This is a genomic window from Blautia sp. ZXY-1-B12, assembly GCF_056339915.1.
In genome coordinates this window covers 1-20218 of sequence record NZ_JBWJVP010000303.1, presented here as the reverse complement: position 1 = coordinate 20218, position 20218 = coordinate 1, and the positions used below count along the sequence as shown (strand labels likewise).

Below are 20218 nucleotides of genomic sequence, written 5' to 3'. Positions count from 1 at the left end.
GCTTTAGTGGGACTGATTCCCAACTGCGCTTCTTCTGTAGTAATCACCCAGTTATATCTGGATGATATTATCGGAGCCGGGGCGATGATGGCGGGACTTCTTGTAAATGCAGGAGTTGGGCTTCTGATTCTGTTTCGTTTGAACAGAGACAGGGTTCAGAATCTGAAAATTGTGGGAGTACTTTATGGACTTGGTGTATTCTGGGGAATTATTATTGAATTTGCAGGAATTGTTTTCTGATCAACCGAGTCTGCTCTGTCAGAAGAAGCTGATTTTAGGAGGAATGATAAAATTATGGCAGGAAGCAGTTATGCGACAGCAAGCCGCAGAAAAATACTTGAATATTTGAAAAACAGTAATGACCATACGGTTACAGCTGCTGATGTGGATGAGTATCTGAAGAAACATGACAGTGAGGTAAATATCACAACCATTTACCGCTATCTGGACAAGCTTGCAAAGGATGGAACTGTGATCAAATATGTTGCAGAGAAAGGTTGCCAGGCTGCTTATCAGTATGTAGAACCGGGACGGGGATGTGAACAGCATCTGCACCTGAAGTGTGTAAAATGCGGAAAGATCATTCATCTGGAATGTCATTTTATGGAAGAAATTTCTCATCATATTGAAGAAAGTCATGGATTTACCCTGCAGTGTAAGAATTCTATTTTGTATGGAGTCTGTAAAGAATGTAAAGGCAGTGGCGAAGACTGTTGACTGTTTCTGTCAGATGATGTAAACTGAAATACAACTGTTTGGTCAAATTGACTGGGAAGCAGTATGGTGAAGAGAAAAGACAGCGAAATTGCTGTAAGTACCGGTAAAAATAACAGATAATATATGAAATCATAAAAGAAGGCAATAATGAGAAAACAGAAGAGACAGATGTGTGTAAGAAGAATGTTATTTTTTTTTCTGGCGTGTGTATTAATATGTGCAGCACCCCCGTCTGCAGCACAGGCGGCAATAATGCAGACTGCTAAGAATTCAACAGTGCAAAAGAAAAAAACATCCACGAAAACAGTTACAATAGAGACTTCAGGAGAAATCACAAAAAAGAAAGTGAAAAGCGGTGGTTCTGTGATTCTTCCTGTGGAAGTGAATAAGAGGGGATATACATTTCTGGGATGGTCAACAGTTCCCGGACAGACCTGTAATCCAATGTATCAGGCATATCAGAAAATTCAGGTTACGAAAAATATTCATCTTTATCCGGTGAAGTATAAATGGAATCAGGAACCGGATATTTATGCAGGCGGTCTTGCGGACAGTGTGGAGAAATATGATAAGATTATTTTTGTGGGAGATTCCCGCACAGCAATGCTTCGCAGTACTCTGAAGCAGCAATGCAGTTCTGACAGTTTAAAGAAAGTTGGATTTGTATGCAAGACAGGAGAAGGGCTTGACTGGATGAAAAAATACGGAGAAAAGGAACTGCTGAATGAAATAAGCGGGATGGATGACAATGCGAAGCCGGTGGCAGTTATTTTCAATCTGGGAGTAAATGACCTGATCCACAAAAACAGGGAGTCCATCAGTTATGATTCTGTTGCGTCAGACTATGCTTCTTATATGAATGGATTATCCAGAAAGCTGACTGCCAGGAACTGTGAATTATTTTATATGTCTGTGAATCCATGTAATACGGCAATGAAATCCACGCGGAAGGAGTCTGAGATCCGCGGATTTAATAACAGACTCAGACAGAGACTGAACGGGAATTTTACATGGATCAACAGTTATTCTTATCTGATGAGATGTGGTTATACGACTCGCTGTGAATTTCGCGGTTATACAGATGATGGTGTTCATTATTCTATGAGGACTTATAAGAGAATTTATGCATATGCAATAAAACAGATCAGATAATCCTGACTGAAACCCGGAGACAGAATACTGTTCTCCGGGTTATCTGTGTGTATCAGTAAATACGAAAGTTGTAGCTGTGAAAGAGTTAAACAGTTATCAAAGGATCACAAAAGGTAACAGGAGGAGAGAAACATGAGAAGTGAAAGCTTCAGAAAAGGAGTTAAGGATGGTATTCCCATAGGACTGGGATATTTTGCTGTATCGTTTACATTTGGCATGATGGCAGTTGCTGATGGACTGAGTATCTGGCAGGCTGTGCTGATCTCATTGACAAACGTGACTTCAGCAGGGCAGTTTGCAGGACTTGAGATCATGGTAATGAGCGGCTCTTACTGGGAGATGGCACTGACACAGCTGATCATTAATCTGAGATATTGTCTGATGTCATTTTCCCTTGCTCAGAAATTCAGAAGAGATGAATCTTTGGTTCACCGCTATATTGCAGCATTTGGTGTGACGGATGAGATTTTCGGGATTAGTGCCAGTCAGCCCGGAAAGGTAAGCGCATTTTATAATTATGGTGCCATGTGTGTGGCAATCCCGGGATGGGTACTTGGAACCCTGGCAGGAGCAATTTCCGGAAATCTTCTTCCGGATTTTATGATGAGTGCACTCAGCGTGGCTATTTACGGTATGTTCCTTGCAATTATTATTCCTCCGGCAAAGCAGAATAAGGCAGTACTGGCAGTTGTCGTGGCAGCAATGCTGATCAGCACTTTGTTTAAAGTGATTCCGTTTCTGTCGGAGGTTTCGTCAGGTTTTGTGATCATTATTACTACACTGATCGTGGCAGGGGCTGCCGCATACTTCTGTCCGATAGAGGATGAGAAAGAGGAGGAGGGTGTTCATGAGTCATAATATTTATATTTACATTCTGGTAATGGCAGCAGTTACATATCTGATCCGTATGCTCCCGCTTGCTCTTTCCAGAAAAGAGATCACAAGTCCGTTTATCAGATCATTTCTGTACTATGTTCCCTATGCATGTCTGGCAGCCATGACATTTCCGGCGATCCTTTTTGCCACAGACAGTGTGATCTCGGCTGCTGTGGGATTTATTGTGGCACTGATCGCGGCATATAAGGAGAAAAGTCTTCTTACAGTTGCGTTATTCGCATGTGCTGCGGTATTTATTGTGGAAAGAATACTGGAATTTGCAGTGTAAAAGTTGATAAAAAACGGATACATAACCACAGCTGAATGGTGTGTATCCGTTTTTTGTTGCGTAATATTGTGACCGGCAGCTGAAGCAGATAAGCTGTCTGTTATTTGCTGCAGTTTCAGACAGTTTTTTATTTCAGAAAGCTTACATCAATTTCACCGTCAAATACTGTGGCAGCCGGGCCTGTCATGTAAACAAGATTCTCCTGTCTGTTCCAGAAAATCTGCAGGTCACCGCCGAGAAGTTTTACAGTGACAGGACTGTCACCGTCTACATGTCCGTTCAGAACAGAAGCGACTGCTACCGCACATGCACCTGTGCCGCAGGCAAGAGTTTCGCCTGAACCGCGTTCCCATACACGCATTTTTACAGTATGTTCATCGATCACTTCTACAAATTCAGTGTTTACACGATCCGGAAATGCAACATGATTCTCGAAAGCCGGGCCGATCTTTTCAATATCCAGATGGTCAATATCATCCATATAAACAATAGCGTGGGGATTTCCCATGGAAACAGCGGTTATGTAATAGATTTTTCCGTTTACATCCAGAGGTTCATTGATAACTTCCTCCTTCTCTGACACTACCGGAATCTGTCTGGCGGTCAGGATCGGAGAACCCATATTTACCTTAACCTGGGATACCTTTTCGTTTTCTACAGTAAGATCCAGATATTTGATGCCGCTTTTTGTAGCAACAGAAATATGTTCTTTGTTTACGATGCCGTAGTCATAGGCATATTTGGCAACACAGCGGATACCGTTTCCGCACATGGCACCCTGGGAACCGTCAAGATTATACATATCCATCTCGCAGTCTGCGATTTTGGATGGCTTGATCAGGATCAGTCCGTCGGAACCGATACCAAAGTGACGGTCACTGACATATCTGGCTACTGCGGAAGGATTTTCCACAGTTTCCTCAAAACAGTTTACATATACGTAATCATTTCCAATACCATGCATTTTTGTAAATTTCATCAGAAAAGCCTCCTTATTTGGTTAAATATTTATACACCTCTTGTATCATATAGAAAAAATGTTATGAAAAAGTGAAAATTACGAATCTTTTACCGGGAAAGTTTTTCTGTGATCTTCATGTAAAAAAACATTTTGCCCTTCCCGGAACAGTTATGTATTATACATTATATGGAAAATATATCTGTTATTCAAGTTTTACCTTGCATTTTATAGAAAGTATGTTAAAATTAAAAACAAAAATATACAACCGAAACGCATAATTATACGCTGTTGTCTGAAGAAGGTAAAAAGATGGCAGCCGTAGATATACTTTCGGATGCGAGGAGGAAAAAAGATGAAAGATCAAAAGAGATTTGCAGCTCTTGCACTCAGTGCAGTAATGGTATTTTCCATGGCAGGAAGCGTATCCGCAGCTCAGAAAGTTGAATCCAAAGATGATCTTGCAGGAGCAACAATCGGTGTTCAGCTTGGTACAACAGGTGACCTTGATGCATCTGATTATGAGAAAGATGGTTCTACAGTAGAACGTTACAGCAAGGGAAGTGAAGCTGTTCAGGCATTAAAGGCAGGACAGATCGACTGTGTGATCATCGATTCACAGCCGGCTCAGAAATTTGCTGAGAATAATGATGATCTCAAGATTCTGGATGAGCCATTCGAGGAAGAAGAATATGCAATCTGCTTAAAGAAAGGCAATGATGAACTTCTTGACAAGATTAACGGAGCTCTCAAGGAACTGAAAGAGGATGGAACTATCGACAGCATCATGGACAATTACATTGGTGAGGATGCCGGTAAGACTCCATATGAATCACCGGAAGATGTTGACCGTTCCAATGGAACTCTGGTAATGGCTACTAACGCTGAGTTCGAACCATATGAATATCATGAAGGTGATGATATCGTTGGTATCGATGCTGATATCGCTCAGGCAATCTGTGATAAGCTTGGATATGAACTGAAAATTGAAGATATGGAATTCGATTCCATCCTTCCGGCAGTACAGTCCGGCAAAGCAGACTTCGGTGCAGCTGGTATGACTGTAACAGAAGACCGTAAATCAAGCGTTGACTTTACAGATACCTATGCAGATGCAAGCCAGGTAATTATTGTAAAGAAATAAGTATTAAAATAACAAATAACAGAGCTGTTGACGATTTGCCAACAGCTCTCTTTTCGGAACAGAGGTTTTTATGAATAATCCTATGATATTAGCGAGTGTAAAAGAAGATTTTTATCTGAACTTTATTAAAGATGACCGCTATCTCTGGCTTCTGGATGGTCTGAAAACAACTCTTATTATCACAGTATTTGCGGTAATTGTAGGTCTGATCATCGGTTTCCTTGTAGCAATCATCCGTTCTGCGCACGATAAGTCAGGCTCCTTTAAGATCCTCAATGCGATCTGCAGAGTTTATCTGACTGTAATTCGTGGAACACCAACCATGATCCAGCTGTTGATCATGAATTTTGTAATTTTTGGTGCTGTAAGCATTAACAAGATCATTGTAGGCGGACTTGCCTTTGGTATCAACTCAGGTGCCTATGTAGCTGAGATTGTCCGTTCCGGTATCATGTCCATTGACCAGGGACAGACAGAGGCAGGACGAAGCCTTGGTCTGAATTTCAGCCAGACCATGCGACTGATCATTATCCCGCAGGCATTTAAGAATGTACTTCCTGCGCTGGTAAATGAATTTATCGTGCTGATTAAAGAGACATCCATCATCGGTTATATCGGTATGATGGACCTGACAAAAGGAGCTATGCTGATCCAGAGCCGTACATACAATGCGTTCTGGCCTCTGATGGCAGCAGCAGCGATTTATCTTGTGATCGTTGGAATCCTTACATGGGGGATGAATAAACTGGAAAGGAGATTAAGAACCAGTGAGCGATAAGAATGTACTGATCCAGGTAAAGGATCTGAAGAAAGCTTTTGGTACAAATCAGGTTCTCGATGGAATAACAACAGATATCTGTCAGGGAGAAGTAGTAGCCGTCATTGGTCCTTCCGGTTCCGGTAAATCTACTTTCCTGAGATCACTGAATCTTCTGGAGGTTCCGACAGGCGGACAGATCCTCTTTGAAGGAACTGATATTACAGATCCGAAGGTTGACATTAACAGACACCGTCAGAAGATTGGAATGGTATTCCAGCAGTTTAATCTTTTTCCGCATAAAACGGTAAAACAGAATATTATGCTGGCACCTGTAGAACTGAAGCTGATGACAAAGGATGAAGCTTCAAAGAAAGCGGATGAGCTTCTGGCACGTGTAGGTCTTCCGGACAAAGCCAATGCATATCCGGATATGCTTTCGGGCGGGCAGAAACAGCGTATTGCCATTGCACGTTCTCTTGCCATGAATCCGGATGTGATGCTTTTTGATGAGCCAACTTCCGCACTTGACCCTGAGATGGTAGGTGAGGTTCTGGAATTGATGAAAGAACTTGCGCAGTCGGGTATGACCATGGTTGTAGTTACTCATGAGATGGGATTTGCAAGAGAAGTGGCAACAAGAGTTCTTTTTATTGATGACGGTAAGATACAGGAAGAGAATACTCCGAAAGAATTTTTCGCGAATCCGAAGAATCCTGAGACTGAAAGACTTCCTTTCAAAGGTTTTATAAGATGCTGAGAAAATTTAACAGTTTCATAGAAAAATGGATGGCCCTGGTGACACCGACCTGTCTGTTGCTAGGGGTGTGCTTTCCTGATATTGCCAAATGCGGTCTGCCTTATGTGCCGGCCGTATTTGCATTTATGACATTTGCCGGGGCGTTGAAGTCAAGATTTAAAGATGTGGCAAATGTATTCCGACATCCGGGCTCACTGCTTATTATCATGCTTCTGGTCCATGTGGTAATTCCGACAGCAGCCTGCGGGGCAGGTCATCTTTTCTTTGGAAATAACATGGAGCTGATCACCGGAATGGTACTGGAGTTTGCAGTTCCCACTGCAGTGGTAAGTCTGATGTGGGTGACGATTTATGATGGAAACAGTCCTCTGTCGTTGTCTCTGGTAGTGCTGGATACGGTACTGGCACCTTTTCTGATCCCGGCTACGCTGAAGATCCTGCTGGGCTCTGCGGTGACCATAGATCCTGCCAGGATGATGCGGGAACTGATATTTATGGTTGCGCTTCCTGCTGTTGTTGCGATGGTATTAAATCAGATCACAGATGGAAAAGTAATGGAAACATGGCCGGGAAAGCTGGCGCCTTTTTCAAAGCTGGCACTGATATTTGTAGTAACGTCCAATTCTTCCAAAGTAGCACCATATATCCGGGATATGAATATGCAGAGGGTGAAGGTTGCACTGGCAATCCTTGTCCTGGCTGCTTCCGGATATGCACTCGGCTGGTTTGTGGCGTATATCTTCCGAAAGGATCGCAGTACGGCGGTTTCCATGATGTATGGAACCGGGATGCGCAATATCAGCGCAGGAGCGGTGATCGCAGCTGCATATTTTCCGGGTGAAGTTATGTTTCCGGTAATGATCGGAACTCTGTTTCAGCAGGTGTTGGCAGCATTGTTCGGAAAGCTTCTGGCACAGAAAAAGGAAAAACAGGAATTTTGTTGAGGTCTGCTGAGGCGTTATAAAGAATATAAAAAGAACTGCCGCATTAGCAATTGAAAAATTGCAATGCGGCAGCTCTTTTTATGAATCTGAAGCTTTTATATATTTCTTCAGTTCTTTGTAGCAGTATTTGATGATCTCTTTACGGGTGATGATGCCGATAAAGTATCCCTGATCATCTACAACCGGAACATAATTCTGGTTGATTGCCTTGTCCAGCAGATCCTCCATGTCAGAATCTGCGTGAACTGCCTTATATGTTGCTCTTCGCGGGATTGCCATAATGGAAATGCTCTCTGCTTCTTTCAGTCCGGGAACATTTAAGGTTTTCATTCCCCAGAGAAGATCACCCTCGGAAATACTTCCTTTATATTTCCCGTCCAGACTCAGAAGCGGAATGCAGGAAAATTTTCTGTGTTCCATTTTCTCAAGAGTCTGACGAAGAGTCTCATTTTCAAATATATATGCTACATCACTTTTAGGTGTTAAAAAAAATAAAATATTCACTTTTGTATTCGCCCCGTTACATTTGTCTGATAAGGCACTCAGATATACATTGTGTATTTACACATCTGTGTGTCTGTGATCTCTGAGTATTCCAGGTTTACGGCTTTTTTACAGAAGCTGTACTCCTTTTGCTGCTGCTTCTTTCATTACTTCTTCCGGCCACAGGGAAGCATGTACTTCACCGATGTGTGCTTTTCTGAGGAAGAACATACAGATACGGGACTGGCCGATGCCGCCGCCGATAGTATATGGAAGTTCTTTGTTAAAGATTGCTTTCTGGAAAGGAAGTTCGCGTCTGTCATCACATCCTGCGATGGTAAGCTGTCTGTCAAGCGCATCCTCGTCAACGCGGATACCCATGGAAGAAAGCTCCAGAGCAATGTCGAGAACAGGATAATAAACAAGGATATCGCCGTTTAATTCCCAGTCATCGTAGTCCGGTGCACGTCCGTCATGACGTTCTCCGTTGGTTAAGGTTTTGCCGACCTGCATAAGGAATACGGCACCTTTTTCCTTGACAATCTTGTATTCACGTTCCTTTGGAGTGAGATCAGGATACATGTCGACCAGTTCCTGAGTGCTGACAAATGCGATCTCTCTCGGAAGGATTTCTTCGATGTAATCGTACTGAACAGCCATGTATTTTTCGGTCTTGCGGAGAACGCTGTAGATAGCACGTACTGTGGAAACAAGTGTGTCCATGTTGCGTTCTTCCTTGCTGATGATCTTTTCCCAGTCCCACTGATCTACGTATACGGAGTGGATATTGTCCAGATCTTCGTCTCTTCTGATCGCGATCATGTCTGTGTAAAGTCCTTCACCATGAGCAAAGCCATATTTCTGTAATGCATATCTCTTCCATTTGGCGAGAGAGTGTACGATCTCAGCATTCTCCGGCTGGCCTTTGATATCAAAGCTTACCGGACGTTCCACGCCGTTTAAGTTATCGTTCAGACCGGATGACGGATTAACGAATACCGGAGCGGAAACACGCAGCAGATTCAGTTTTTGAGCCAGTGTCTGCTGAAAGAAATCTTTCACAGTCTTAATGGCAATCTGGGTATCGTGAAGATTTAAAGATGACTGATACCCGTCAGGAATTTTAATCTGTTCCATGAGTGGATTCCTCCTGTAATTTCTGTATTTGCATATTTTATGGCAAACTGATAAAAAATATTGTTGTTTACTGAATATCCATTATCTTTTCCCACGCTATTATAACAGGAAAATGGTAGTTTGACAATTATTACTGTTCATTTGGAAGTATCTCGCGGGATATTATGGTTACGGAGAACAGAACGAACAGTAACACAATTTCAGCTTTGCAAGATTGGGGCGAAATGTTAAAATAAATGTGTAAATGAATGAAGCGTTAAATTTATATAAAACTCAGGGGGAAGATATATGGGAAAAAGGTGTCAGGTCTGTGATGGACCAATTGTAAACGGCAGGTGTAAATATTGTGGAATGCCATATAGAAATGATATGGAACTGTATCATCTGAACGAAGACCGTTCAGAGCACTATCGTCATGCTTCGGCAAAGGTGAAAAAAGCAATGGCAGAGAACGAGATCCCTTTGTCTGACAGAAATAAAACAGTTCCCAAAGCTGCAAAAACTTCGTCTGCCAGAACACAGACTATTAGAACGCAAAATACAAAAGTACAAACTTCAAGAATACAAACATCAGGGACAAAGAAAACATCAGGTCAGTCGTACAGCGCACAGACTGCCCGTACATACAGCACCGGAAAAAAGACAGCAAAAAGTGAGAAGAAAAAGAGCGGCAAGGCAGGCAAAATTTTCTGGATCATTGTGCTGATTCTGATGGTAATAATAGGTCAGATGGCAGAGAATTGGGATACGATTGGATACAGGATAGAAGAATTTATCTATGATGAGTTTGACATAGATCTCAACAGTATTTTTGATGACAGCAGTTCTGATGAAGTAAATGAGAGTAATAAGAATAATGAAAGTAATGAAAATAATGAAAGTAATGAGAATAACTGGACAGATGACTGGTCTGAGACTATCAGTGCAGTAAAGAACGGACAGGATGAACAGAGGGGTAATCCGGACTGGTATATGTTCACCGGAGAGAATTATATTGTCAGAACGGATGATACTGCATCAGAGATTGGCGATACAGATGCCAGTGACCAGGGGTATGATTTTACAATAGATCCGGGAGAATACAGGATAGTGTCCGGCTGGGAGAAGGTTGCTCTGGAAATCAGAAGTTCTTCAGGAAAAGATGAAACTGTAAAATTTGACGAAGCAGACCACGAGGAGAAAATAGAATTACATGCCGGGTATGAGGTATCTGTGGTATCTCTGGATGGTCAAGATAATTATCTTGCCATGTATCAAATTCGGCAATATGACGAATAATTTTTTGCCCCTTTCTTTTTGTCAGAGACTGTGCTATACTTGTTAAACGTACCACATATAGAGAGAATTGTGGTGAATGAAAGAAAAAAATACTATATATTGTATATGGGAGCAAAAGGTATGATATATGTTATAAAGAAAGATGGTACGAGAGAAGAGTTTAATTCACAGAAGATCGTAGCAGCAGTAAATAAGTCGGCAGCCAGAATTTTATACACATTTTCGGATAAAGAGAAGGAATTTATCTGCCAGTTTGCGGAAGAACATGCGGAGGCACTGGGAAAGAATGAGATAGAGATCCAGGAGATGCACAACATCGTAGAGGGAGCACTTGAGAGAGTGAACCCGGCAGTGGCTAAGAGCTACCGCGATTACAGAAATTACAAACTTGACTTTATCCATATGATGGATGATGTATATACCAAGAGTCAGGCAATCCGTTATATTGGTGATAAGAGTAATGCCAATACAGACAGTGCGCTTGTAGCTACAAAGCGAAGCCTGATCTTTAATGAACTGAACAAAGAGCTTTATCGTAAATTTTTTATGAATCGTAATGAACTTCAGGCATGTAAAGATGGTTATATTTATATTCATGACCAGTCTGCACGTCTGGATACCATGAACTGCTGTCTCTTTGATGTGGCATCTGTACTCAGCGGCGGATTTGAGATGGGAAATGTATGGTACAATGAGCCTAAGACACTGGATACTGCGTTTGATGTTATGGGTGATATTATCCTGAGCACTGCTGCACAGCAGTATGGCGGATTCACAGTACCGGAAGTAGACAAGATTCTTGCACCTTATGCACAGAAGAGTTACGATAAATATATCCAGGAATTTATGAAATACTCTGACGAGAGTTGGACAGGACGTGAAGAACGTGCAATCGAGTATGCGCTTGACAAAGTCCGCAGAGATTTTGACCAGGGATGGCAGGGGATTGAGTATAAGCTGAATACAGTCGGATCTTCCAGAGGGGATTATCCATTTGTAACTGTAACTCTTGGACTTGGAATAAAGCAGTTCGAGAAGATGGCAAGTATTTCTCTTCTTGAAGTGCATAAAGGCGGACAGGGTAAGGCAGGACGCAAGAAACCGGTACTCTTCCCGAAAATCGTATTCCTTTATGATGAAAATATCCATGGAAAAGGCAAGATCAGTGAGGATGTATTTGAGGCAGGGGTTGACTGTTCTGCCAAGACTATGTATCCGGACTGGCTGTCCATGTCAGGAAAAGGATATATTTCCAGTATGTACAAGCAGTATGGAAAGGTTATAAGTCCTATGGGATGTCGTGCGTTCTTAAGCCCCTGGTACGAGAGAGGCGGTATGTATCCGGCAGATGATAAGGATGTTCCTGTGTTTGTGGGAAGATTTAACATCGGTGCGGTAAGCCTTCATCTTCCAATGATCCTTGCCAAAGCCAGAGCAGAGAGCAGGGATTTCTACGAAGTGCTGGATTTCTATCTTGAGATGATCCGTAATCTGCATATCCGTACCTATGATTATCTGGGACAGATGCGTGCGTCAACCAACCCGCTGGCATATTGTGAGGGAGGATTTTACGGTGGACATCTGAAACCGAATGAAAAGATTGGCAAGATTCTGAAACCAATGACAGCATCCTTCGGAATCACTGCATTAAATGAACTCCAGGAACTTTACAATGGCAAATCCATTGCTGAAGACGGGCAGTTTGCACTGGATGTGCTGAAATATATCAACAGGAAAGTAAATGAATTTAAAGAGAAAGATGGTTATCTTTATGCAATTTATGGAACACCGGCAGAGAGTTTATGTGGACTGCAGGTGGAACAGTTCCGTAAGATGTATGGCATTGTGAAAGGGGTTTCTGATCGTCCTTATGTAAGCAACAGTTTCCACTGTCATGTGACTGAAGATGTGACTCCGATTGAAAAACAGGATCTGGAGGGACGTTTCTGGGAGTTGTGCAACGGCGGTAAGATTCAGTATGTACGTTATCCGATCGATTATAATCGTGAAGCAATACGTACTCTGATCCGCAGAGCCATGTCTTTGGGATATTATGAGGGAGTAAATCTTTCCCTTGCTTACTGTGATGACTGCGGACATGAGGAACTTGAAATGGACGTGTGTCCGGTCTGCGGTTCCAAGAATCTGACAAAGATTGACCGTATGAACGGATATCTTTCCTACAGCCGTGTGCATGGTGATACTCGTCTGAACGAAGCGAAGATGGCAGAAATTGCGGAACGTAAATCTATGTAATATCAGGTCAGGGGTAAACTTTTGAATCTGACATCATGATATGATAATTAAAAGACATATACCGGCAAGATGATATGTATTGCTCTGGTATATGTCTTTTTGTATTGTCAGATAAAATATAGCAATCCCCTTAAATGTATTATTTACGAGGATTGCTATAGAATCTGAAGTTTCAGATGTTTATAGTTTCAATTTTGTCAAATGTATTATTTTTAAGAGGTATACTGTAGATGAAACCGTCATTTATTTAATGATAGTTCCGGTTTTTTCGAAATATCCATCCTTTGCATGCGCAATATCTGTGATGATCGTTCTTCTGTTATCTCCCTTTTCGATAAAAGAGATTCCGGCTTCGAATTTAGGAAGCATGGAGCCTGGGGCAAACTGATTGTCAGCCATATATTTCTTAGCATCATCTACAGAAATTGTATTAAGATATTCTTCGTTGTCCTGACCGAGGTTCAGACTTACTTTCTCAACACTGGTAAGGATCAGAAGAGTATCTGCATTTAATTCCTGTGCAAGAAGTCCGCTGGAAAGGTCTTTCTCAATGATCGCACTTGCACCATGAAGATCGATTCCCTGTTCCATAACCGGGATTCCGCCGCCGCCTGCTGCGATTACTACCTGGCCCGCATCTACAAGTGTGCGGATTGTTTCAAGCTCTACGATTTTCTGCGGTTTCGGAGCTGCCAGGATTCTTTTATAAGTGCCGTCAGCCAGTTTAGTGACAAAGTTTCCCTTGCTTTCTTCAGTTTCAGCCTCTTCTTCTGTAAGGACACGTCCGATGATCTTCTCAGGTTCAGCGAAAGCATCATCATATGGATCAATGACAACCTGTGTAAGGATAGTAGCTACCGGTTTATAAATACCTCGGGAAATAAGTTCTGCGCGGATTGCGGTCTGGAGGTCATATCCGATATAGCCCTGACTCATTGCCGAACATACGGACATAGGTGCAAATGTATAGTCAGGATGTGTTTTGCCAAATTCATTCATGGCTGTGTGGATCATTCCAACCTGTGGACCGTTACTGTGGGAAATGACTACACGATTTCCGGCTTCTACAAGATCTGCGACAGCTTTGGCTGCTTTTTTTGTAGCGATTTTCTGCTCCGGTAAGGTGGTTCCTAATGCTCTGTGGCCCAGTGCAACTACTGTAATTTTTTCGCTCATGAGAATTACCTCGATTCTTTCATGTTCTGTAAATATGATATCTGCGGGGTGATCTTATATATAAAGATTTTTGAAATTTTTTATCACTGATATCATAAATATTCAATCATATTGATATCCTACATTATAAAAGACTGCCAGTAGAATTGCAATAGAAAATAACTCAAAAAACACCTCGCGGGATATTATCAGTGAACAGTAACAAAAAACAAACAGCTCTCACATTTCTGTGAGAGCTGTTTGTTTTTTGAGGGGGGAGATAGAGAGTGGTTTTTCATCTATCCAAGACCTATTATATGGGAAAATTATGTTCAAAGTATGTCGAATTTCTGAAACAATCGGTAAATTTATAAAAGAATTATAAACAAATACGAAAAATAAAAAGTGGTATCTTGTTTTTATAGCATAGACATGCTAAAGTAGATTCATCGGCAACAGCCGTTATCAGTATTCTTATTTTCACGCACCGGTCCGGTGCAAAAATTTCCAATTATTTATTGATAGTCCGGGAGATGGTTTTGAATCCTGAGCAGAAACTCTGAAAATCTTATTTATTGTGCAAAACCGAGAGGAGAGATGCGTATGTCTGTGGATATGAACTTATAATCTCGAAAGATACTGTACCGATATCATTCTGACAGTGGAAGTACCTCAGATGACATAGAATAAAAATTCAGGAGAATGAGAGAATGGAAAAAAGAATATGGAATCAGTTAAAAAAAGCAGTCATGATAACGGCTGCTGTCGGGATTTTGGGAGCAGGAGCAGTATCAGCAGCAGAATTTGAAGCTGCAGAGTTATATGTTCCTGCTGTGGGTTTAAAGCAGAGTGCACAGTGGATCGATGAAGAGAAATTTCAGGCAGAACTGACACTGGAAGTGAGCGGTCTGAAAGAACTGTACAAAAGTCAACAGGAGAATACTGCTTCGGAGAACGGACAGTTGCAGATGGAAAATAGTACATGGGATGGAGAAGTGAGAGAAGCAGAAGCAGCAGAAAATACGACAGATGAAGTGGATTCCGAAAATACAGAGTGTGAATCAGAGAGTGCAGTAATAGATATAGAAGATATAAAAAGCGAAGAATACCGGAAGGCAGAAGGATCTGACACAGAAACCGGACAGACACAACAGAGTGAGCAGGAGAACCAAAATGAGATCAGGGAAGATAAAACCAGATATTTTCTGACTGTATATATTTCAGAATATTTTCAGGTAAATGCAGAAGCGTTAAAGAATGATCTGCAGGCTGAATCCGTACAGATACAAAATAAGAAAGGTGAGACAACCCAGATTACAAAGCTGACCTGTGAGACTGCACTTTCAGATGCGGAAACAGATATCTTTACCATGAAAGTGCCGGTGTCTCTGCGTGAAGAATATCGTATTTCTTCTGTAAAAACAGATTATCCTCTGTGCCAGGATGCACCGCTTTGCAAAGATTGGGAGGGGACAGGTGCGTATTTCTGGATGAAATCAGGGGATGAAACCCGGACTGTTGCAGAAACTCCTTCAGCTCTGCTTTCCGTACAGGAGGCAAAAACAGGGATCACAGCCCGGTTACAGCAGGAGACGAAAGAGGTACGTGCAGGGCAGAACCTTACTTATATATTGTCTGTAGAGAATACAGGAGAATTACCTCTGGAAAATATAGAGATATCCAGTGTTTTTTCTCAGGATAATATAAAAGCCGAATGGAAACAGGAAGAGGGATTTACTGCAAATGGTATGCAGGGAATTATTTCAGGTCTTAAGGCAGGAGAAATCAGAAATCTTCAGATGACAGTACAGCTTACAGAAGAGCAGGCAGGAGAGCTTATTCATACAGTAACTGTAAAAGCGAAATATCCGGGAAAGGAAGAAAGTATTGGATGTCAGAAATCAGTCGAAACAGAAGTCATTGCATTAAAGGCTGCTTTTGAGGTGGAGAAAACTGCGGACAGAACACAGGCATATCCGGGAGATACGATCACATATCAGATCTGCATCAGGAATACGGGTGAGCGGACACTTCATTCGGTTCTCAGTACAGAAAGATTCCAAAATGCCGGTATTCAGGCAAATTTTGTCAGGAAAGAGGGCGTAACATTAAACAGCACAGGCACACAGGCTCTGATTCCGCAGATCGCACCGGGAGAGGCTTTTGCACTTTATGCCACAGTGACTGTTCCACAATATATGGCAAGTCAGGAATTGATCAATGAGGTAATCGTTACATCTGATGAGACTGGTACACAGGTAATGACATCTAAGGCAAACGTAGAATTAAAGGAAACTGATAATATTGTTACAGTTACGCCGCAACCGGCATCTCTGGCTTCCCAGAGTTATGGATATGACTCAAAGTCCGGAAGTGCTTATACTACTGCTTCCAAACCACGTACAGGAGATGAGACAGAAACGGCTTTGTATATTGTACTGGGGATTTTTGCAATCATGTCTGGAGTCAGTGCATTCTGTTACAGGAAGACAAAAAAACAGCAGAAGTAGAGAAACAACGTTGAAACGACAGGGGAGGTGTGCTATTCTTATATAGAATATACGCTTTAGTAAAACACCTCTGCCTGACTTTAAAGAAATTGCGTTACTGTTCACACACCACTATCCCGCGAGGTGTTTTGGCATGAATATGCCAAAATCCCGAGACATACAAGCCAAAATTCCATTGCTGCAGGCAATCTGGAATGAATTTTGGCTAAGTTACTGTGAACGGAGTGAACAGTAACGAAATTGCCGCAGAGGCTGTATAAAATTCAGGCAGGCAGGAAATGATATGGAGGATTAAAATGAAATTAATATCCTTACTGGAAAAGCTGGAATATACATGTCTTCAGGGCAGTACAGACCAGGAAGTAAAAAATGTGATTTATGATTCCCGGAAAGTAGAAGAGGGCTCTCTTTTTATCTGTATCCGCGGTGCAGTGGTGGATGGCCATAAATTTGTGCCGGATGTAGTTGCAAAAGGAGCAAAGGTTCTGATCGTGGAAGAAGCTGTGGAAGCACCGGAAGATGTGACAGTCATTCTTGTGAAAGATACACGATATGCAATGGCGTTTATTTCTGCCGCATATTTCGGATATCCCGCAGAGAAACTGAAAACAATCGGTATCACAGGAACAAAAGGAAAAACAACCACTACGTATATGGTAAAATCTATTCTGGAAAATGCCGGATATAAAGTGGGACTGATCGGAACCATTGAAGCGATCATCGGTGACAAAGTGATTCCTGCAAAGAACACAACACCGGAGTCTTATGTGATTCAGGAATATTTCCATGAGATGGCAGAAGCCGGCTGTGACTGTGTGGTTATGGAAGTTTCCTCCCAGGGACTGATGCTTCACAGAACTCAGGGATTTGTTTTCGATTTTGGTATTTTTACAAATATTGAGCCGGATCATATCGGACCAAATGAACATAAGGATTTTGATGATTATCTCAGATGCAAGTCCTTACTTCTGAAACAGTGTAAGGTAGGAATTGTAAACAGAGATGATGAACATTTCGAGAAGATTATTGAAGGTCATACATGCAGCCTGGAAACTTATGGATTTTCACCGGAAGCAGACCTTCGTGCGGAAGATGCAAAGCTGGTCGGAGGTAAAGGATATCTGGGTATTTCCTACCATCTGAAAGGACTTCTGGATTTTCATGTGGAGATAGATATTCCCGGTAAATTCAGCATCTACAATTCATTGACAGCAATCGCAATCTGCCGTCATTTTAAGGTTTCGGAAGAGAACATTCTCAAAGCCTTAAAAGTAGCTAAGGTAAAAGGCCGTATCGAAATGGTAAAAGTATCCGATGATTTTACTCTGATGATCGATTACGCGCATAATGCCATGGCTCTGGAGAGTCTTCTGACCACTTTGAAAGAATATCATCCCCACAGACTGGTATGTCTGTTTGGATGCGGAGGCAACAGATCGAAGCTTCGCCGTTATGAGATGGGAGAGGTTTCCGGAAAGCTTGCAGACCTTACCATTATTACCTCTGATAATCCACGTGATGAAGAACCACAGGCGATCATCGATGATATCAAGATCGGTATGGCAAAAACCGATGGAAAATATGTAGAGATTCCGGACAGAAAAGAAGCCATCGCCTATGCGATCCATCATGGAGAGCCGGGGGATATTATAGTTCTGGCAGGTAAGGGACATGAGGATTATCAGGAAATTAAAGGAAAGAAATATCCTATGGATGAACGTGTCCTGATCGCAGATATTCTTGCTGGTAAATAGGTAGCGGGTCAAACAGGAATAAGTTCATGATATATGCTGATATAATAATTGATATTTCCAGTGATAAACTGGACCGGAGTTTTCAATATCGTGTACCGGAAAGGCTGGAGAAGAAAATAAAGGCAGGGATGGTGGCAGCCATCCCTTTTGGAAATGCCGGCCGGGTGCGTAAAGGATATGTGATCGGATTGTCAGATAAACCGAAAATTGCTCCCGAAAAGATTAAAGAAATCAGTGAAATCTGCAGTGGAGAAGAGACTACGGAATCCAGACTGATCGCCCTGGCAGCATGGATGAGAGAAAATTATGGTTCCACCATGATCCAGGCTCTCAGGACAGTACTTCCTATCCAGGAGAAAATCAAGGCAAAAGAGAAAAAATATATATGCCTGGATATTTCCGAAGAGGCGGGAACGCAGTTGCTGAAAGAACTTGAACAAACAAGGTTTAAAGCCAGAACAAGACTTCTGAGGGAACTTCTGGAGAAAAAAAGACTGGATTATACACATGCGGCGAAAGAACTGGGGACAACTTCTGCTGTTGTAAAGAAATTTCAGGAGCAGGGGATTATCCGCATAGAATATGATGAGATAATGAGAACTTCACTGAATACAGGTGATATTTCCGGAGAAAGGCGAATGCCGCTTACAGATGAACAGGAAGCGGCAGTAAAGCAGATACAGAGAGAGTGGAAAAAACCATCGCCGAAGCCTGTACTGATTGAGGGAGTGACAGGGAGCGGGAAAACCCAGGTGTATATAAAGCTGATCGAGCAGACGCTTTCTCAGGGAAAAGAAGCAATCGTGCTGATCCCGGAGATTGCTCTGACATATCAGACGGTACGCAGATTTTATGCCAGATTTGGGGATAAAGTATCAGTTATCAATTCCAGACAGTCTCAGGGAGAACGCTATGATCAGTTTAAACGTGCGAAAAAGGGAGAAGTCCAAGTGATGATCGGTCCCAGATCTGCGCTGTTTACGCCATTTGCCAGTCTGGGACTGATCATTATTGATGAAGAACATGAACCAAGCTATAAAAGTGAAAGCACACCCCGTTATCATGCAAGGGAAACTGCAATCCGGAGAGCTGTTTTAGAACATGCAAATGTGGTAATGGGTTCAGCTACTCCATCAGTGGAAGCCTACAGTAAGGCAATGAATGGGGAATATAGTCTGGTCAGGCTGACAACAAGATATGGAAGCAGACCTCTGCCCCGGGTTTCTATCGTAGACCTGCGTGAGGAATTAAAAGCAGGAGACAGGTCTGTACTGAGCAAGAACTCCGGCAAAAGATGAAAGGCCGGTTTGAGAAAAAAGAACAGGTAATGCTTTTTCTGAACAGAAGAGGATACGCAGGTTTTGTATCCTGCCGGTCCTCGTGGACGCGATGAAAGTGTCCGCATTGTGATGTTTCTCTTTCGGAGCATAATAATGAAAGGCTTTTATGTCATTACTGTGGATATGAGACAGGAAAACCCCAGATATGCCCGGTGTGCGGATCGCCTTATATTGGCGGATTTAAGGCAGGAACACGGCAGGATCGAGAAGGTGTAGTGCGGGAAGATTTTCCAGAAGTCAGGACTCTCAGAATGGATTTTGATACAACAAGAACCAAGGGCAGCTATGAAAAGATCCTTGCAGCTTTTGCTGCTCATGAGGCAGATATCTGATCGGAACACAGATGATCGTTAAGGGGCATGATTTTCCGGATGTCACACTCATGGGAATAGTAGCAGCGGATCTTTCGCTGAATGCAGAGGATTATCGATGTGCGGAACGTACCTTTCAGCTTCTCTGTCAGGCAGTCGGCCGGGGAGGACGGGGGGAAAAACCGGGAGAGGCAGTGATCCAGACCTATCATCCGGATCATTACAGTATTCAGGCGGCGGCAGTGCAGGATTATCAGGCATTCTATGAGGAAGAGATGAGTTACCGTATGCTTCTGGATTATCCGCCTGCGGCACATATGCTGGCAGTTCTGGGTTCAGGTCCGGAAGATGAGAAACTGGTTCAGGCCATGTATTATCTGAAACTTTATATAGAAAG

Annotated in this window: 15 protein-coding genes and 3 pseudogenes; 14 read left to right on the top strand and 4 right to left on the bottom strand. The window is 42.4% G+C overall.

Annotation, left to right across the window (positions count from 1 at the left end; translation table 11 throughout):
• From AC075L_RS21080 to AC075L_RS21060, 5 genes and pseudogenes are all read left to right on the top strand, one after another.
• A pseudogene (locus AC075L_RS21080) lies at nucleotides 1-240 on the top strand (hypothetical protein); the annotation flags it as partial.
• Between the two features lie 54 nt (nucleotides 241-294).
• Complete coding sequence (locus AC075L_RS21075; RefSeq protein ID WP_008706467.1) at nucleotides 295-717, top strand: Fur family transcriptional regulator; 423 nt, start codon at nucleotides 295-297, stop codon at nucleotides 715-717.
• A 147-nt stretch (nucleotides 718-864) separates the two neighbouring features.
• Complete coding sequence (locus AC075L_RS21070; RefSeq protein WP_476388143.1) at nucleotides 865-1869, top strand: InlB B-repeat-containing protein; 1005 nt, start codon at nucleotides 865-867, stop codon at nucleotides 1867-1869.
• Nucleotides 1870-2001: 132 nt separating this feature from the next.
• Nucleotides 2002-2727, top strand: coding sequence for an AzlC family ABC transporter permease (locus AC075L_RS21065; protein ID WP_025578184.1), 726 nt, complete (start codon nucleotides 2002-2004; stop codon nucleotides 2725-2727).
• The gene (locus tag AC075L_RS21060; RefSeq protein WP_008706474.1) at nucleotides 2717-3034 is read left to right on the top strand and encodes an AzlD domain-containing protein; all 318 of its coding nucleotides are present in this window, start codon (nucleotides 2717-2719) and stop codon (nucleotides 3032-3034) included. The genes AC075L_RS21065 and AC075L_RS21060 overlap by 11 nt, the downstream gene beginning before the upstream one ends.
• Before the next feature lie 127 nt (nucleotides 3035-3161).
• Here AC075L_RS21060 and dapF read toward each other — a convergent pair whose 3' ends face one another.
• Nucleotides 3162-4013: a diaminopimelate epimerase gene (dapF, locus tag AC075L_RS21055; protein ID WP_062808065.1), complete on the bottom strand. Its 852-nt coding sequence runs from the start codon at nucleotides 4011-4013 to the stop codon at nucleotides 3162-3164.
• A gap of 334 nt (nucleotides 4014-4347) precedes the next feature.
• Between dapF and AC075L_RS21050 the strand changes: the two genes are divergently transcribed.
• From AC075L_RS21050 to AC075L_RS21035, 4 genes and pseudogenes are all read left to right on the top strand, one after another.
• On the top strand, nucleotides 4348-5136 hold the full coding sequence (locus tag AC075L_RS21050) for a transporter substrate-binding domain-containing protein (RefSeq protein ID WP_055149499.1): 789 nt from the start codon (nucleotides 4348-4350) through the stop codon (nucleotides 5134-5136).
• Between the two features lie 70 nt (nucleotides 5137-5206).
• Entirely contained in the window at nucleotides 5207-5914 is a 708-nt protein-coding gene (locus tag AC075L_RS21045) for an amino acid ABC transporter permease (RefSeq protein ID WP_020993623.1), read from the top strand.
• A pseudogene (locus tag AC075L_RS21040) lies at nucleotides 5904-6645 on the top strand (amino acid ABC transporter ATP-binding protein). Before AC075L_RS21045 ends, AC075L_RS21040 begins: the two are co-directional and overlap by 11 nt.
• A 1-nt stretch (nucleotide 6646) precedes the next feature.
• Complete coding sequence (locus tag AC075L_RS21035; protein WP_022380490.1) at nucleotides 6647-7597, top strand: bile acid:sodium symporter family protein; 951 nt, start codon at nucleotides 6647-6649, stop codon at nucleotides 7595-7597.
• Nucleotides 7598-7675: 78 nt separating this feature from the next.
• Here AC075L_RS21035 and AC075L_RS21030 read toward each other — a convergent pair whose 3' ends face one another.
• Together AC075L_RS21030 and asnA are read right to left on the bottom strand one after the other, a co-directional pair.
• On the bottom strand, nucleotides 7676-8101 hold the full coding sequence (locus AC075L_RS21030; RefSeq protein ID WP_022380489.1) for a CBS domain-containing protein: 426 nt from the start codon (nucleotides 8099-8101) through the stop codon (nucleotides 7676-7678).
• Nucleotides 8102-8209: 108 nt separating this feature from the next.
• Complete coding sequence (gene asnA, locus AC075L_RS21025) at nucleotides 8210-9217, bottom strand: aspartate--ammonia ligase (RefSeq protein ID WP_008706487.1); 1008 nt, start codon at nucleotides 9215-9217, stop codon at nucleotides 8210-8212.
• Between the two features lie 288 nt (nucleotides 9218-9505).
• Between asnA and AC075L_RS21020 the strand changes: the two genes are divergently transcribed.
• Together AC075L_RS21020 and nrdD are read left to right on the top strand one after the other, a co-directional pair.
• Nucleotides 9506-10495, top strand: coding sequence for a hypothetical protein (locus AC075L_RS21020; protein ID WP_173721261.1), 990 nt, complete (start codon nucleotides 9506-9508; stop codon nucleotides 10493-10495).
• A gap of 120 nt (nucleotides 10496-10615) precedes the next feature.
• Entirely contained in the window at nucleotides 10616-12751 is a 2136-nt protein-coding gene (nrdD, locus tag AC075L_RS21015; protein WP_020993622.1) for an anaerobic ribonucleoside-triphosphate reductase, read from the top strand.
• A gap of 243 nt (nucleotides 12752-12994) precedes the next feature.
• Here nrdD and arcC read toward each other — a convergent pair whose 3' ends face one another.
• A complete protein-coding gene (gene arcC / locus AC075L_RS21010) occupies nucleotides 12995-13927 on the bottom strand; it encodes a carbamate kinase (protein WP_008706491.1) in 933 nt (310 codons plus the stop codon).
• Between the two features lie 689 nt (nucleotides 13928-14616).
• On the opposite strand from arcC, the gene AC075L_RS21005 reads away from it, so the two are divergent.
• From AC075L_RS21005 to priA, 3 genes and pseudogenes are all read left to right on the top strand, one after another.
• Nucleotides 14617-16416 (top strand): DUF7507 domain-containing protein, encoded by a 1800-nt coding sequence (locus tag AC075L_RS21005; RefSeq protein WP_476388142.1) that lies wholly within the window; start codon nucleotides 14617-14619, stop codon nucleotides 16414-16416.
• Between the two features lie 296 nt (nucleotides 16417-16712).
• Complete coding sequence (locus AC075L_RS21000) at nucleotides 16713-18170, top strand: UDP-N-acetylmuramoyl-L-alanyl-D-glutamate--2,6-diaminopimelate ligase (protein ID WP_025578170.1); 1458 nt, start codon at nucleotides 16713-16715, stop codon at nucleotides 18168-18170.
• 26 nt (nucleotides 18171-18196) lie between these two features.
• A pseudogene (priA, locus tag AC075L_RS20995) lies at nucleotides 18197-20218 on the top strand (replication restart helicase PriA); the annotation flags it as partial.